The sequence below is a fragment of the Paraburkholderia sp. GAS38 genome, assembly GCF_050434965.1.
Taxonomy (GTDB): domain Bacteria; phylum Pseudomonadota; class Gammaproteobacteria; order Burkholderiales; family Burkholderiaceae; genus Paraburkholderia; species Paraburkholderia phenazinium_A.
Genome location: NZ_JBNDJO010000015.1, coordinates 26,389 through 41,893 on the forward strand (window position 1 = coordinate 26,389; position 15,505 = coordinate 41,893).

General features: G+C 64.8%; 16 protein-coding genes. 13 read left to right on the forward strand and 3 right to left on the reverse strand.

Annotation, left to right across the window (positions count from 1 at the left end):
* Window positions 1-9 precede the first annotated feature (9 nt).
* The 11 genes from P3T42_RS28955 to P3T42_RS29005 all read left to right on the forward strand — a co-directional run bounded on the left by P3T42_RS28955 (window position 10) and on the right by P3T42_RS29005 (window position 12,228).
* Window positions 10-1,413, forward strand: coding sequence for an amino acid permease (locus tag P3T42_RS28955; RefSeq protein ID WP_429307990.1), 1,404 nt, complete (start codon window positions 10-12; stop codon window positions 1,411-1,413).
* Between the two features lie 424 nt (window positions 1,414-1,837).
* Entirely contained in the window at window positions 1,838-2,344 is a 507-nt protein-coding gene (locus tag P3T42_RS28960; protein WP_074301057.1) for a (2Fe-2S)-binding protein, read from the forward strand.
* 10 nt (window positions 2,345-2,354) lie between these two features.
* Entirely contained in the window at window positions 2,355-4,736 is a 2,382-nt protein-coding gene (locus P3T42_RS28965; RefSeq protein ID WP_074301058.1) for a xanthine dehydrogenase family protein molybdopterin-binding subunit, read from the forward strand.
* 15 nt (window positions 4,737-4,751) lie between these two features.
* Window positions 4,752-5,549, forward strand: a complete 798-nt coding sequence (locus P3T42_RS28970; RefSeq protein WP_074301059.1) for an FAD binding domain-containing protein — start codon at window positions 4,752-4,754, stop codon at window positions 5,547-5,549.
* Window positions 5,542-6,426: an AAA family ATPase gene (locus P3T42_RS28975; protein WP_074301060.1), complete on the forward strand. Its 885-nt coding sequence runs from the start codon at window positions 5,542-5,544 to the stop codon at window positions 6,424-6,426. The genes P3T42_RS28970 and P3T42_RS28975 overlap by 8 nt, the downstream gene beginning before the upstream one ends.
* Window positions 6,427-6,434: 8 nt before the next feature.
* Window positions 6,435-7,682: a vWA domain-containing protein gene (locus tag P3T42_RS28980; protein ID WP_429307991.1), complete on the forward strand. Its 1,248-nt coding sequence runs from the start codon at window positions 6,435-6,437 to the stop codon at window positions 7,680-7,682.
* On the forward strand, window positions 7,673-8,251 hold the full coding sequence (locus P3T42_RS28985) for a CoxG family protein (RefSeq protein WP_429307992.1): 579 nt from the start codon (window positions 7,673-7,675) through the stop codon (window positions 8,249-8,251). The genes P3T42_RS28980 and P3T42_RS28985 overlap by 10 nt, the downstream gene beginning before the upstream one ends.
* Window positions 8,224-9,246 carry an XdhC family protein gene (locus tag P3T42_RS28990; RefSeq protein ID WP_429307993.1) on the forward strand — a complete coding sequence of 341 codons (1,023 nt, stop codon included), beginning with the start codon at window positions 8,224-8,226 and terminating at the stop codon, window positions 9,244-9,246. The genes P3T42_RS28985 and P3T42_RS28990 overlap by 28 nt, the downstream gene beginning before the upstream one ends.
* A 220-nt stretch (window positions 9,247-9,466) precedes the next feature.
* Window positions 9,467-9,844 (forward strand): type II toxin-antitoxin system RelE/ParE family toxin, encoded by a 378-nt coding sequence (locus tag P3T42_RS28995; protein WP_074301064.1) that lies wholly within the window; start codon window positions 9,467-9,469, stop codon window positions 9,842-9,844.
* On the forward strand, window positions 9,825-10,157 hold the full coding sequence (locus tag P3T42_RS29000) for a helix-turn-helix domain-containing protein (protein WP_074301065.1): 333 nt from the start codon (window positions 9,825-9,827) through the stop codon (window positions 10,155-10,157). The genes P3T42_RS28995 and P3T42_RS29000 overlap by 20 nt, the downstream gene beginning before the upstream one ends.
* A gap of 127 nt (window positions 10,158-10,284) precedes the next feature.
* Entirely contained in the window at window positions 10,285-12,228 is a 1,944-nt protein-coding gene (locus P3T42_RS29005; protein ID WP_074301066.1) for a DUF3857 domain-containing transglutaminase family protein, read from the forward strand.
* 40 nt (window positions 12,229-12,268) lie between these two features.
* Here P3T42_RS29005 and P3T42_RS29010 read toward each other — a convergent pair whose 3' ends face one another.
* Both P3T42_RS29010 and P3T42_RS29015 read right to left on the reverse strand, forming a co-directional pair.
* On the reverse strand, window positions 12,269-13,297 hold the full coding sequence (locus tag P3T42_RS29010; RefSeq protein WP_429307994.1) for a serine/threonine protein kinase: 1,029 nt from the start codon (window positions 13,295-13,297) through the stop codon (window positions 12,269-12,271).
* Window positions 13,298-13,366: 69 nt separating this feature from the next.
* Entirely contained in the window at window positions 13,367-13,579 is a 213-nt protein-coding gene (locus P3T42_RS29015; RefSeq protein ID WP_074263085.1) for a hypothetical protein, read from the reverse strand.
* A 148-nt stretch (window positions 13,580-13,727) separates the two neighbouring features.
* Here P3T42_RS29015 and P3T42_RS29020 point away from each other — a divergent pair, with 148 nt between their 5' ends.
* Together P3T42_RS29020 and P3T42_RS29025 are read left to right on the forward strand one after the other, a co-directional pair.
* Window positions 13,728-14,006 (forward strand): hypothetical protein, encoded by a 279-nt coding sequence (locus P3T42_RS29020; RefSeq protein WP_074301067.1) that lies wholly within the window; start codon window positions 13,728-13,730, stop codon window positions 14,004-14,006.
* Window positions 14,007-14,181: 175 nt separating this feature from the next.
* Window positions 14,182-14,367 (forward strand): hypothetical protein, encoded by a 186-nt coding sequence (locus tag P3T42_RS29025; RefSeq protein ID WP_074301068.1) that lies wholly within the window; start codon window positions 14,182-14,184, stop codon window positions 14,365-14,367.
* 26 nt (window positions 14,368-14,393) lie between these two features.
* Here P3T42_RS29025 and P3T42_RS29030 read toward each other — a convergent pair whose 3' ends face one another.
* Entirely contained in the window at window positions 14,394-15,434 is a 1,041-nt protein-coding gene (locus tag P3T42_RS29030; protein WP_429307995.1) for a fatty acid desaturase, read from the reverse strand.
* Window positions 15,435-15,505: the final 71 nt, after the last annotated feature.

The window sequence follows — 15,505 nt, forward strand, 5'->3', positions numbered from 1 at the left end:
CCCACGCCAATGTCCCTGTTTCGCAAGAAAAGCGTCGAGCACATGCTCGCCGCCAGCAGCAAAAGCGGCGGCCTGAAGAAAACCCTCGGCGCGCTCGACCTCACTTTCCTCGGTGTCGGCGCCATCATCGGCACCGGCATTTTCGTCCTGACCGGCACCGGCGCCGTACAAGCCGGCCCGGCGCTAATGCTGTCGTTCATCATCGCGGCCATTGCCTGCGGTTTCGCGGCGCTGGCTTATGCCGAGTTCGCCTCCACCATTCCGGTCGCCGGCTCGATCTACACCTACTCGTACGCCACCCTCGGCGAACTGGCCGCGTGGATCATCGGCTGGGACCTGATGCTCGAATACGGGCTCGCCACCTCGGCCGTGTCGGTCGGCTGGTCGGGCTATCTGCAGTCGCTGCTGTCGGGCTTCGGCGTGACGCTGCCGGTCGCCCTGTCGGCCGCGCCCGGCGCGCTGCCCGGCCATACCACCCTGTTCAACCTGCCCGCCTTCGTCGTGATGATGGCGATCACCGCGCTGCTGTCGGTCGGCATCCGCGAATCCGCGCGCATCAACAACATCATGGTGGCGATCAAGGTGATCGTCGTGCTGCTGGTGATCGGCGTCGGCGTGTTTCACGTCACGCCCGCTAACTGGCATCCGTTCATGCCGAACGGCTGGAACGGCGTGTTCGGCGCGGCGGCGGTGATGTTCTTTGCGTTTATCGGCTTCGATTCCGTTTCGTCGGCGGCCGAAGAGGTGAAGAATCCGAAGCGCGATCTGCCGGTCGGCATCATTGCCTCGCTTGGTGTGTGCGCCGTGCTGTACGTGGCGGTGGCGGCGGTCGTGACGGGCATCGTGCCGTCGGCGCAGTTCGCCAGCATCTCGCACCCGGTGTCGTACGCACTGCAGGTGGCCGGCGAGAAATGGGTAGCCGGCTTCATCGATCTGGGCGCCGTGCTGGGCATGCTGACGGTGATTCTGGTGATGGCCTACGGCCAGACGCGTGTGATCTTCGCCATGTCGCGCGACGGACTGCTGCCCGCCGCGCTTTCGCGCGTGCATCCGCGTTTTGCGACGCCGTTCCTGACCACCTGGCTCGTCGGCATCTTCTTCGGCCTGATCGGCGCGCTGGTGCCGCTCAACGTGCTCGCGGAGTTGATCAACATCGGCACGCTGGCGGCGTTTTCGATGGTGTCGATCGCCGTGCTGATCCTGCGCAGGACGCATCCGGACCTGCCGCGCGCCTTCCGCTGCCCAGGCGTGCCGGTGGTGCCGGTGCTCGCCGTGGCGTCGTGCCTGTTCCTGATGGTGAACCTGAAGGCGGTCACGTGGATGGCCTTCGTGATCTGGCTGCTGATCGGCATGGTGATCTATTTCGGTTACTCGCGCCGCCATTCCAAACTCGCGCACGGCTCGCAGCATTGATAGAGGAGCGCCGCGAAACTGAGCGCCGCCCGCCGGCGTTCAGTGGCGCTCAGCGGTATGCATAGGCCTTCATGGGCCTTCAGCAACGCCCAACGGCCTTCCCTGCCGCCTCAAAATGGCTTTAGAACGGCTTCAGAACGGCACACCTGCCCACGCAGCGTGCCGTTTTTTCTTGTCCGGGCCGACGCTGCCGCGCGCGCCGTGCCAGCCTCCGGACGATTTCCCCCGATAGCAGCCCTGCCCGATTTGTGCTTTACTTTTTGGTGGAACCATAAAAAGCACAAACCGAAGCGAGCCCTCACAGCAGGCAGGCGGAAGGTAGTGAACGTGGGCCCGCGCCGGTCTCGATCCCTCTCGCAACCATGTTGCATGGGACCAGAGTAAGCGCCAAAGCGCTAGCTCTGGCCGACAAAGGAGACAGTTCATGGCGATCAGCATCAGTCTGACGGTGAACGGTACGCCCGTTACCGCCGAAATCGAGCCCCACACCCTGCTTGTCCAGTTCCTGCGCGATCAACTCCGGCTCACCGGCACGCATATCGGCTGCGACACCGCCCAATGCGGCGCGTGCACGGTGCATCTGAACGGACGCGCGATCAAATCGTGCAACATTCTCGCCGTGCAGGCTGAAGGCGCGCAGATCACCACCATCGAAGGTCTCGCCAAAGACGGCGAACTGCATCCCATGCAGGCGGCGTTCCGCCACTGCCACGGCCTGCAGTGCGGCTTCTGCACGCCGGGCATGGTGATGAGCGCGACCTCGCTGGCGCAGCGTCAGCCCGATCTCACCGAAGCGGACGTGCGCGCCCAGCTCGACGGCAATCTGTGCCGCTGTACGGGGTATCACAACATCGTCAAGGCCGTGCTCGAAGGCGCTGCCGGCATGAAGTCCGGCGCCGCCGCTCAGGCGAGCGCGCAAGTCACGGTCTGAGGAGACGACGATGAACGCACCCGACCCGCATCCGCTGATTGGCGCCTCCGTCCAGCGCAAGGAAGACTACCGGTTCCTGACCGGCAATGGTCAGTACACCGACGATATCGTGCTGCCCCAGCAAACCTATGCCGTGTTCCTGCGCTCGCCGTACGCGCATGCGCGGATCAAAAGCATCGACACGGCCGCGGCGAAGCAATCGCCTGGCGTGGTGGCGATTTTCACCGGCGCGGATATGGCCGCTGACAGCGTGGGCGGCCTGCCCTGCGGCTGGCTGATCCACAGCGTCGACGGCAAACCGATGAACGAGCCGCCACATCCGGTGATCGCGCATACCAAGGCGCGCCACGTCGGCGACCAGGTGGCGCTGGTGATCGCCCGCTCGGTGAAAGAGGCGAAAGACGCCGCCGAGCTGATCGAAGTCGATTACGACGTGCTGCCCGCCGTGGTGGATACGGCGCACGCCGCCGATCCGGGCCAGCCCGCCGTGCACGACGAAGTGCCGGACAACGTCTGCTACACGTGGGGTCACGGCGACAAGGCGGCCACTGACGCCGCCTTCGCCAAAGCCGCGCACGTCACGACGCTCGATATCGTCAACAACCGCCTGATCCCGAACGCGATCGAACCGCGAGCGGTGAACGCCAGCTGGTCGCCGCAGGACGACAGCTACACGGTATATGTCGCGAACCAGAATCCGCACGTCGAACGGCTGCTGATGGCGGCGTTCGTGCTGTCGCTGCCCGAATCGAAGCTGCGCGTGATTGCGCCGGACGTCGGCGGCGGCTTTGGTTCGAAGATCTTTTTGTATGCCGAAGATGTGGCGCTCACCTGGGCGTCGAAGAAAATCCGCCGGCCGGTGAAATGGACTGCAGAACGTTCGGAGGCCTTCATTTCGGATGCACATGGCCGCGACCATGTGACGAAGGCCGAGCTGGCCATGGACGCCAACGGCACTTTCCTCGCCATGCGCGTGCACACCATCGCCAACATGGGCGCGTACCTGTCGACCTTCGCCTCGAGCGTGCCCACCATCCTCTACGCGACGCTGCTGGCGGGTCAGTACGCTACGCCCGCGATCTACGCCGAGGTGAAGGCGGTCTTCACCAATACGGTCCCCGTCGATGCATACCGTGGCGCGGGCCGGCCTGAAGCCACCTATGTGGTCGAACGGCTGGTCGAAACCGCGGCGCGCGAAATGAACCTCGATCCGGCGGAGATCCGCCGCCGCAACTTCATTCGCACGTTTCCGTATGCGACACCGGTAGGCCTCACTTACGACACCGGCGATTACGAAACCACGCTGGCCCGCGCGCTGGAACTCGCCGACGTGAAAGGCTTCGCGGCCCGCAAGCAGGCCTCGGAGCGAAACGGCAAGCGGCGTGGACTTGGATACTCGTGCTACATCGAAGCCTGTGGACTCGCACCGTCGAATATCGCCGGCGCGCTCGGCGCTCGAGCCGGCCTGTTCGAAGCGGGTGAGGTACGCGTGCACCCCACCGGTTCGGTGACGGTGTTCACCGGCTCGCACAGTCACGGCCAAGGGCATGAGACGACCTTCGCCCAGGTCGTGGCGGACCGGCTCGGCATTCCGATTGAGAACGTCGAAATCGTGCATGGCGATACCGGTCGCATTCCGTTCGGCATGGGCACATATGGCTCACGCTCGATTGCGGTGGGCGGCTCGGCGATCATGAAGGCGCTCGACAAGATCGAAGCAAAGGCGAAGAAAATCGCCGCGCATCTGCTGGAAGCGGCGGCCGAAGACATCGAGTTCAAGAACGGCGTGTTCCGCGTCGCCGGCACCGACCGCACCAAGGCTTTTGCCGACATCTCGCTCGCCGCCTACGTGCCGCACAACTATCCGCTCGACAAGCTCGAACCGGGACTCGACGAAAGCGCCTTCTACGATCCGACCAACTTCACCTATCCGGCCGGCTCGTATATCTGCGAAGTGGAGGTGGATCCGGATACCGGCGAGTGCCGCATCCAGCAATTCACCGCGGTCGACGATTTCGGCAACGTGATCAATCCGATGATCGTCGAAGGCCAGGTGCATGGCGGCCTGGGTCAGGGGATCGGCCAGGCGATGCTCGAGCGCTGCGTGTACGACAACGACAGCGGCCAGTTGCTGTCCGGCTCGTACATGGACTACGCGATGCCGCGCGCCTCCGACCTGCCGAGCTTCACGGTGGAAACCGCCAAAGGCACGCCGTGCACGCACAATCCGCTCGGCGTGAAGGGCTGCGGCGAGGCGGGCGCAATCGGTTCGCCGCCGGCGGTGATCAACGCGATTCTCGATGCGCTGGCGCCGCTCGGCGTGAAGGATCTGCAAATGCCCGCCACGCCGCATCGTGTGTGGTCCGCGATCCGCGCTGCGCAACAACCCTGACCGGAGCAAGCCGACATGTACACCTTCGACTATCAACGCGCGGCCGATCCCAAAGCGGCGGTCGCCGCGCTCGCCGGCGACAGCGACGCAAAATTCCTCGCCGGCGGCCAAAGCCTGCTGCCGACCATGCGCCTGCGCCTCGCGCAGCCATCGAAGCTGATCGACGTCACGCGGATTGCCGCGCTCAAGGAGATTCGCGTCGACGCCAACAGCGTGACCATCGGCGCAGCCGTCTGTCATGCGGACGTCGCCGATCACGCCGACATCCGCCGCGTCCTGCCTGGGCTTGCCAGCCTCGCGAGCCATATCGGCGACCGTCAGGTGCGCGCGCTCGGCACGATCGGCGGCTCGCTCGCCAACAACGATCCCGCCGCCTGCTATCCGGCCGCGGTGCTGGCGCTCGGCGCCACGATCGTGACGGACCGGCGGCGCATCGCCGCCGACGACTTCTTTGTCGGCATGTACGAGACTGCGCTCGCGCCCGACGAGCTGATCACCGCCGTCGAATTTCCGCTCGCCGAGCGCAGCGCCTACGAGAAATTCCGCAATCCGGCTTCGCACTTTGCGCTGGTTGGCGTGTTTGTCGCGAAACGGGCGGATGGGGTGCGGGTGGCGGTGACGGGCGCGGGGGCATCCGTGTTTCGCTCTCCTGATCTGGAGAGCGCGCTCACCGCGAACTTTACGCCAGCGGCGGCGCAAGCCGTCACGGTGTCCGCAGACGACCTGAACACGGATATGCACGCCAGCGCCGAGTACCGGGCGCATCTGATTCCGCTGCTGACTGCACGGGCGGTGACCACCGCGAATGGTTAGTTCAATTGACGACACCCTTGCCCAGCTCGGCGCTCAAGGCTATTTCGCGAGCCGCGAGCTGGCGACCGCGCTGTTCCTTGCGCTGCGCATGGAACGGCCGTTGTTTGTCGAGGGCGAGCCGGGAGTCGGCAAGACCGAACTGGCCAAGGCAGCCGCGGGCCTGCTCGGCACGTCGATGCTGCGGCTGCAATGCTACGAAGGGCTCGACACGGCCAGCGCGCTCTACGAGTGGGACTATCCGCGGCAGATCATGGCGCTGCGGCTGGCAGAAGCGGCCGGTGAGCGGCCCGGCAACGACACGCTATATCGCAGCGAATTTCTCCTCAAGCGCCCGCTGTTGCAGGCGCTGATGCCGGACGAACTGCATCCCGGCGCGCGTCGTGTGCTGCTGATCGACGAGATCGACCGCGCCGACGAGCCGTTCGAGGCGTTTCTGCTCGAACTGCTGTCGGACTTTCAGGTGTCGATTCCGGAATACGGCACGGTGCGCGCCGAGCAACCGCCGCTCGTCGTGATGACCTCGAACCGCACCCGCGAGGTACACGACGCATTAAAGCGCCGCTGCCTGTATCAATGGATCGACTATCCGGAGCGCGATCGCGAACTGGCGATCGTCGCGGCGCGCGCCCCGCAGACGAGCGCCGAGTTGCAACGGCGTGCCGTCGATTTCGTGCATCAGTTGCGCGGCATGGATCTGTTCAAGGCCCCGGGGATCGCGGAGACAATCGACTGGTGCCGCGCGCTGGCCGCGTTGAGCGTGACCGAACTCGATCCGCAGTCGGTGCAGGACACGCTCGGCGTGCTGCTGAAGTATCAGGACGATCTGGCGCGGGTGGACGCAGCGCAGATCGGGCAGTGCCTGGCAGCGAAGGAATGACGGCGGGTATGACAGTCATGCCAAGTGCTCCCGATGACGAACTGCCTCCCACACTCGCGCACAATGTCGTCCATTTCGTGCGCGTGCTGCGCGGCGCGGGCTTGCCGATGTCGCCGTCGCACGCGGTGGATGCACTCGATGCGTTGCGCTGGATCGACCTCGGCCGCCGCGATGACGTATGCGCCGCACTGGCCGCGCTGCTGATCTCCGCCCCCGACGAACGCGAGATCTTCAACACGGCCTTCAACCTGTTCTGGCGCGATCCCGACTGGGAAAGCAAGCTGCGCGCGCTGCTGCTGCCGAAGGTGCGCAACGGTCTGCCGCCGCCCAGGCGCAACAACCGTCTCGCCGACGCGCTTGCCGCACGTCCGGCCGGCTCACGCAACGCCCAGACCGCACCCGAAACCGAGCAACACGAACTGCGCGCGCACGTCACGTTCAGCGCCGAAGAGCGTCTGCGTCACCGCGACTTCGACACCCTCAGCGCCGACGAATGGCGCACGCTGCGCCATGTGATCCGCGGTCACCGTCTGCCGCTTGCCACCGAACCGACGCGCCGCCTCAAGGCCGCCTCGCGCGGCACCCATGCGGACCTGCGGGCGAGCGCGCGTCACGCGGTACGCTCGGGCGGCGACTGGACCGTGTGGAAGTACCGCGCTGTCATCGAACGCAAGCCGCCGCTCGTGCTGCTGCTCGATATCTCCGGATCGATGAGCGCCTATTCGCGCGCGGTGCTGTATTTCTGTCACGCATTATTGCAATCGCGCGAACGGCTGCAGGTATTCTTGTTCGGCACGCGCCTCACCCATGCGACGCGCGCGCTGCGCGAGCGCGACCCCGACGTGGCGATCGCCGCGCTGGCCGATCAGGTGGTGGACTGGTCGGGCGGCACACGCATCGGCGCGGCGCTCGCCGAGTTCAACCGGCGCTGGGCGCGGCGCGTGCTGTCCGGCAGGGCAACCGTACTGCTCGTCACCGACGGCCTCGACCACGAGGCCATTGACATGCTCGACACCGAAATGGCGCGTCTGCGCCGCTTCGCCCATCGCATCATCTGGCTCAACCCGCTGCTGCGGTATAGCGGCTTCTCAGCGAAGGCGCGCGGCGTGCAGGCGATCCTGCCCTATGTGGACGCGCACCGGCCAGTTCATAATCTCGATAGTCTGGCTGCATTCGGCCGCGATCTGGCGCAACTGACGCGCGCACCTCGCGCCGCTGCCGCGGCCGGAACACAAGGAGTCACGCGATGGAACTGACCGAAAGCTACACGCTGCCCGTCTCGCAGCAGCGCACGTGGGAGGCGCTGAACGACACCGCGATCCTGCGCGCGTCGATCCCCGGTTGCGAGAGCATCGAAGCGGACGGCGAGAACGCGTTTGCGCTGTCGATGGCCGCCTCGGTAGGTCCCGTGAAGGCGCGCTTCAAAGGGCGTATGCTGCTGACCGATATCAACGCGCCGCAGACCTACACCATCGTCTTCGAAGGCCAGGGCGGGGTGGCCGGGTTCGGCTCCGGCAATGCCCGCGTCACGCTGGAACCGGAGGGCCCCGAAGCGACCAGGCTGACTTACACGGCGAGCGCGCAGGTCGGCGGCAAACTGGCGCAGATCGGCTCGCGGCTCGTCGACGGCGCGGCACGCAAGCTGGCCGGCGAATTTTTCAAGCGCTTCAGCGCTCAGGTGACCGGTGAAGGCGGCGCGGATGCAGCGGCCGACACCGCGGCGCCAGCAGACGACACAGCATCAACCGACGGCGCGGATTCCGAATCCGGCGACGCTCAAGCGAAAAGGAAGAAATCATGGACAGCGTGGATCTCGAAGTCCTGAAGTCCAGTGCACGCTGGCTCGAACTGGGACATCGCGCGCTACTCGTCACCGTGGTCAAGACGTGGGGCTCGTCGCCACGTCCGGAAGGCGCAATGCTGGCGGTGCGCGACGATGGTCTCGTGGTGGGATCGGTGTCGGGCGGCTGCATCGAAGACGACCTGATCGACCGGGTGCGGCAACGCGGCATCGAGCAAACCTTGCCGGAGGCGGTCAAGTACGGCATCACGGCGGAAGAAGCGCATCGCTTCGGGTTGCCCTGCGGCGGCACCATCCAGTTGGTGCTCGAGCCGTTGAACGAGGCAAGCGGCATCGCCGAACTGTGTGAAGCGGTCGAAGACGGCAAGCTGATTGCACGCCGGGTCGAGATGGCGACGGGCAGGGTGCAACTGGGCGCCGCGCAGGCGACCGACGGCGTCGATTTCGACGGCGAGCGCCTGCTGACGATCCACGGACCGCGCTACCGGATGCTGGTGATCGGCGCGGGGCAATTGTCGCGCTATCTCTGCCATATCGCGGTGGGGCTCGACTACCAGGTGACCGTCTGCGATCCGCGCGAAGAGTACACCGACGAATGGGATATCCCCGGCACCAGGATCGTACGTACGATGCCCGACGATACGGTGCTCGACATGAAGCTCGACGAGCGCTGCGCGGTGATCGCGCTGACGCACGACCCGAAGCTCGACGATCTTGCCTTGATGGAAGCGCTGAAGACGCCCGCGTTCTATGTCGGCGCGCTGGGATCGCGGCGCAACAATGCCGCCCGGCGCGAGCGGCTCAAGGAGTTCGACCTGAACGATACCGAACTGGCGAGGCTGCATGGGCCGGTCGGCATTTATATCGGCAGCAGGACGCCGCCGGAGATCGCCGTGTCGATTCTGGCGGAAGTGACGGCGGCAAAGAACGGCGTATCGCTGCCGACCTTGCTGCAGGTTGAAGGCGCGAAAGCCGCACGGGAAATTGCCGCGAGCGGCGGCGCGACCTGTAACGTCTAACGCGTTTCCTCTACACCTTTTCCTCCACAACGTTAGCCATCCGGCTGACTGGTTTCTCTCCCCCAAATCCCTAGCATGACCTCATGCGCGGCGCCCCGTCGCCGCGCACATGCGTTCGTCGCGCGAGGCGCTGCGAGGTCGCTTGCGACCTCTGCGTATCGCACGCGCAACGGCGTCGTTATTCCGTTGACGGAATATTCCATGGAGGGTATATTTATCTATGAGTTGGGAAATCGAGTACACCGATCTCTTCGGTGCATGGTGGGAAGATTTGACGGAAGCAGAGCAGGTGTCGGTCAAGGCATCGGTTGATTTGCTTGAGCAGGTTGGCCCGGAATTGCCGCACCCGTATTGCAGCCAGGTCAAGGGCTCGAAGTACGGTCGTATGCGCGAATTGAGAGTCCAGCATGCGGGCAAACCTTATCGCGTGCTTTATGCATTTGACCCATTCCGCACGGGCATTCTGCTGCTCGGCGGCAACAAGACCGGTAACGATCGCTGGTATGCAGTCAATGTGCCACGTGCCGATGCGTTATTTGGCGAGCATCTGGCACAACTGGAACAGAAAGGAGGCCGTAATGGCAAAGAAGTTCTCTGAACTCGCAGCAAAGATGTCACCCGAGTTGCGTGCCGAGGCAGCGCAACGGACCAACGCAATGCTCGCCGAAATGGCGCTCGCGGAATTACGCCGTGCTCTTGGCTTCTCGCAGGAGGAGCTGGCCGGCTTGCTGGATGTGAAGCAACCCAGTATCGCCAAGCTCGAGCAGCGAACGGACATGTACATCTCCACGTTGCGTGACCATATTCATGCACTGGGCGGCGAGCTGGTCATGATCGCGCGCTTCCCGGATCGCGACGTCAAACTGAGTTCGCTGGGGGAGAGGCCTGCGGCCCGGGGCGCGGCCGCCTGACTCGTCGGCACGGTGTAGAGGCGAAAACCGGGCTTATGCGCGCCGCCCGCTTGACAAGCGGCTTCTGTGAACCGACTCTGAGCGACGCAGCCCCGTCAACGTATCCGTTCGGACACCTGAACCCGCCATGCGCCTCGCCCCTTTCGCCTATATCGCGACTGCCAGCTGGCTCTTGAGCGCCTGCGCCGCCAGCGCGAGCGTTGCGGTCGCGGTCGGCCCGGACGATCCCTACACCAACGAGGGCGAAACCCAGACCTACACCGTCAACGCGGACGGCTCGTACAGCAAGCTCGACAGCATGACGCTGCACGTGAACAACGAGGCGGGCGTGGCGCGCGTGGCCCAGCAATACATCTGGTTCAACCGCAACATGGCGGATGTGCAGATCATCGAGGCTTATACGACCGGTGCGGACGGAGTGCGCCATGACGTCCAGCCCGACGAGATCCGCGACGTGCAGGAAGCTCGCTCGTTCGACGCCCCAATGTTCCAGGACATCCAGGAAAAGGTGATCGTGTTCCCTGCGGTCGAACCAGGCTCGCGCGTTCACCTGACTTACCGCAAGACGCAAAAGGTGCCGATCGTAGCGGGTGAATTCAGCGATTTCACGCCGCCCGATCTCGCACCCACTCACAACTTCCGCCTGATCTACGACCTCCCCGCCGACAAGCCGCTTTACGCCGACGCCCGCGGCTTCACGGTCGAGCCGCCGGTCACGCACGACGGCCGCACACGTTACGAATTCCGCTATGACCGGGCGCATTTCAGCCGCCTCGAGCATGGTTCGGTGGCGTATGTGTCCTACGGCGACCGCCTGATGGTGTCCACCTTCGCAGACTACGCGGCATTCGCCGCGACGTATCGCGCGTCGGCGGCCGACCCGAGCGCGCATGACGCCGCGCTGGTCCAGCTCGCGCAATCGGTCGCTGCGCACCAGAGCTCGCCGCGGGCGAAAGCCAAGGCGCTCTACGACTGGGTCCGCCGCAATGTGCGCTACGTCGCCATCAACGTGGGGCGCGGCGCGGTGGTGCCGCATCCGGCGAGCGCCATCCTCGCGGACCGCTATGGCGACTGCAAGGACCACGTCGCGCTATACGGCGCGTTGCTCGACGCGGTGGGCATCCGCAACGAGCCGGCGCTGATCAGCAGCGGCACGATCTACACGCTGCCGAGCGTGCCCGGCTACGGCGTGATCAATCACGTGATCACCTGGCTGCCCGACTTGCAGATGTACGCCGACTCCACAGCATCGAATGTGGAATTCGGCTTTCTGCCGTCCACCGACATGGACCGGCCCGCGTTACTCGTCGACCAGGGCAAGCTGGCGCAAACGCCGGCGACTGCCACCATGGCGCATCGTTCCGAGTTGTCGATCACGGTCGCGCCCGATGGCTCGGCGAGTTTCGTCTATCAGGTGCAGGCGTCCGGCTGGCCGGCGGAACAGGGACGCGCAATGCTGCGCATGCAGACACCGGCGCAGCGTGAGGAATCGATTCAGGCCGAACTGCGCAGTGCCAACCTGAACGGCACGGCCACGCTATCCACAAGCGACCTCGCCGCCACCGACGGCCCCTTGACGATCACAATGAAAGGCACGTTGGAGAGCCTCGTGGTGCCGGGCACCGCGGCCTCCATTCCCGCACTGACGAGCTTTGCGGGCGGCTTCAGTGCGGATGCGCAGTACTGGTTAGGCGAACGTCAGCGCACCCAGCCGTTCGTCTGCCGCAACCTCGAGTTGCACGAACACGCGCGCATTTCGCTGCCACCCAACTTCAGCGTGCTCGACATGCCGGAGGCGACGCAAGCGCAGGATCGCTTCATCGATTTCCACTCGCAGTACCGCTTCGATCCGCTTACCAACATCGTGACGATGACGCGCGACGGCGTCACGCATTTCGACAGCGAGGTCTGCACTCCCGACGAGTTCGCGCAGATGCGTCCCACCATCGAGCGGGTCGGGCGCGACGTGCGGGCCGAGGTGATCGTTAAGTCGACGCTGGTCGAATCGTCGCACGTGGCGGCGTTCTCACCCTCCACACCGTCCTCGTCACTCTCACCATTCGCACCTTGATAAGGCCGCCCTACGGCCGCAATACCGCCTCAACCGAAGGCTAAACCGGCCAGAGCGGCCCTTCCTGCATGGCGCCGAGTTGCTCGCGCATTTCGAGAATGCGGTCTTCCCAGTAGCGCTGCGTGTTGAACCACGGAAACGCCGCAGGAAAAGCCGGATCGTCCCAGCGGCGCGCAAGCCATGCCTGGTAATGAATCAGCCGCAACGTGCGCAAGGCTTCGATCAGATGCAGTTCGCGCGGCTCGAACTCGCAGAAGTCTTCGTAGCCCGCGAGCAGATCGGTGAGCGCGCGCGACGCTTCGGCCCGCTCGCCCGGCAACAGCAACCACAGATCCTGCACCGCCGGCCCCATGCGGCTATCGTCGAAGTCGACGAAATGCGGGCCGGCATCGGTCCATAGCACGTTGCTCGGATGGCAGTCGCCATGCATGCGCAAAGCGCGAATGTCGCCGGCCCGCTCGAACGCCTGTTCGACGCCTTGCAGCGCGAGATTCACCACGGTTTCCCATGCGGTGCGTACGTTGTCGGGCACGAAGTGCTGCGACAGCAGGAAGTCGCGCGGCTCATAGCCGAAGGTCTGGATGTCGAGCGTGGGACGCGCCGTGTAGTCCTCGGTCTGGCCCACGGCGTGGATGCGGCCGATAAAACGGCCGAGCCATTCGAGCGTGTCGGGCCGGTCCAGGTCGGGCGCGCGACCGCCGCGCCGCTCGAAGATCGAGAAGCGGAAGCCATCGAATGCATGCAGTGTGCGGCCTTCGAAGACGCGCGCGGGCACCGCCGGAATCTCGCGCGCGGCGAGCTCGGCGACAAACGCGTGCTCTTCGAGAATCGCCTCGTCCGTCCAGCGCTCGGGCCGGTAGAACTTCGCGACGACGGGCGGGCCGTCCTCGACGCCGATCTGATAGACGCGGTTTTCGTAGCTGTTGAGCGGCAGCATGCGTCCATCGGTGCGAACGCCGACCGTGCTCAACACGCTGTCGATTGCGTCGAGCACACATTCCGGCGTCAGCCGGGTAAAAGGCACAGCGCCGGAGACGCTGTCCTGCGAATCGTGAGTGTCTGGGTTCATGCCCGCATTGTGCGCCGCGACGCCGTCAAAGACGAGCGCTGCAGCGACACGCGCGGACACGCGCCGCGTTCAGTGCATCTGCGCACTGGCCGGGCGCACGAGCTCGCCCGTATCGATCAGGTCTTCGAGGAAGAAGGGTTCTGTATTCAACTGGAGCGATGTGCCGGGTTCGCCGGCATACCACGCCACCATCGCCATATCGCCAAGAATGCGCATGACAATCCCGCGCGCGCCCTGCGGCACGGCGATATGCACGGATCGGACAATAGAACCGACTTGCATGATATTTCCCCGTTCTCCCATTGCCGGCTATATGACGATCGTGCCGGTCGAGGTGATGATAAAAGCGCCGCTTCGCCGAACACGTTGCGCACGCACCTGATTGTCTCCGCGTCGCACGCGGTGGTGGACCGGCAAAAAAACCAAGCCGATGGCCCTACTCTACCGCATGCTGATGACCCATCATAAACCCTGCGGCACTGATATCTCAAAAACGTGCGTGCTGGGCGGCGGCATCGTCGTCATGTTGAACAACCTCGGACCGACGATGCTGAAGACAATCGTGGTCATCGCAGACGGTGTCGCTTCTGTCGCGTTTGGTTTTTTCCTGGGCCGTGCACGAGCGGGCGAGGCACCGGGTGCCCCATCATCCAGAAAGGACAATGTAAGCGGCCGCTACACTGCCTGGCGCGTCAACGACGCCTGGTGAAAACCCGCGCAGCCCCGCCAGGCAAGACTTCCACGCACTGCGAAGCCTCGCTGCAGCGCCGCAAACAGGTCCCCCATCGCCCAAGGGGTGGCCTATACTCACATCAAGCGTGGCAGCCGCATCAAGCCTAAAAATACAGGGCTGAACCCGCGAGCAACACCATAAGGAGACGAGCATGACGACCTACTTCACGATCGCCGATTTCATCCTGATCATTCCGATGGCGCTAGCCGGTGCGTTGTTTGTCGGCGCCCTACCGTGCAAGACGGAGTTGAGGCACAACATCTTCCGCCTGATTGGCGCGCTGATGGGTGTGGGCGTCGCCGTGCTGCTAGTCGAAGGACTACCCGCGCTAGTCTAGCCGCGCGGCCGCGGCCGGGGCGCCAGTCAATGCGCCGTCGCCGCGTCCAGCGCTCCGGGTCCCCTGAACTGGCGTAACGCGCTGCGGAAATAGGCGGGGTCGATCGCGTCCGTTTGTGCGTCCGCTTTTGCGTCCGTTCCTGCGTTTTTTTCGCCGCGCGTTTCAAGCGCGAGCGCCGGCAACGCCGTCCACGGCAACGTGGGATGCTGATGATGCAAACGATGCAGATGGTGATTCATCAGCACACCTTGCCATACCCGCGCCACGCGAAAGTTGCGCGAACGTCCGGGTACGTCGAGCGCTACGCCATGGTGCGGCAGGTTGTCCGCGAGCGACAGCCACACGCCGCGCAAATACATCGACACGGCCAGCACCGGCCACCACGTCCCATACAGATAGAAGGCAAGCGCGAACAACGCAAGGCTCAATAGCCAGTCGCGGCGGATGCGCGCGCGCCGCGCGGGATCGGCCGCGAAACTCGCGAACAGACGCTGCACGTCGGCACCGGCGGGCCCCTCCGCTCCGATCGCGCGGGACACCAGCGAGCGCGCCAACTTGGCCGGCGCAAAGGCAAGCAGCGGCAACACCAGTTCGCCCGTATACAGACCGCCCAGCAAACGTCCGTAGTAACCGGGCAGCACCTGCCACAGCGGCCGGCTTGCGTCGAGCACGTCCGGGCGATCGAACGGTTCGCGGGTAAAGCGATGATGCATCAGGTGTCCGAAGCGTACGGCGTCGAACGGCAGCGCGAAGGCGATCGCCAGGGCGCGCGCCACACCTTCGTTCAGATGCCGTGCGGCAAACAGTTGTCCGTGAATCGCTTCGTGAATCAAACCCCAGTGCATGGGAGTCGACACCACCAGCGGCACGATCAGCAGCAACGCCGGCATCCCCCATTCACGTAGCAGGAACGGCAAGCCGAAAAGCTGCAGCGCCGTCGCCAGCGTGACCACCGCAAGCAGCGTGAGATTGGCGCGTACGTCGATGGCCGCGCGTCGCGGGGTGCGTCGCGCGTTTGCCGTAGTCGGCGCTGCCGGTCCAGCCTGAGCGGCCGCACGTGGGTCCATCTTCCCTCCGTCGAGACGAGATCGCCGCGACCTTAGCAGCGCTCTGTGACAGCGGGAAGAACGGCCTCGGC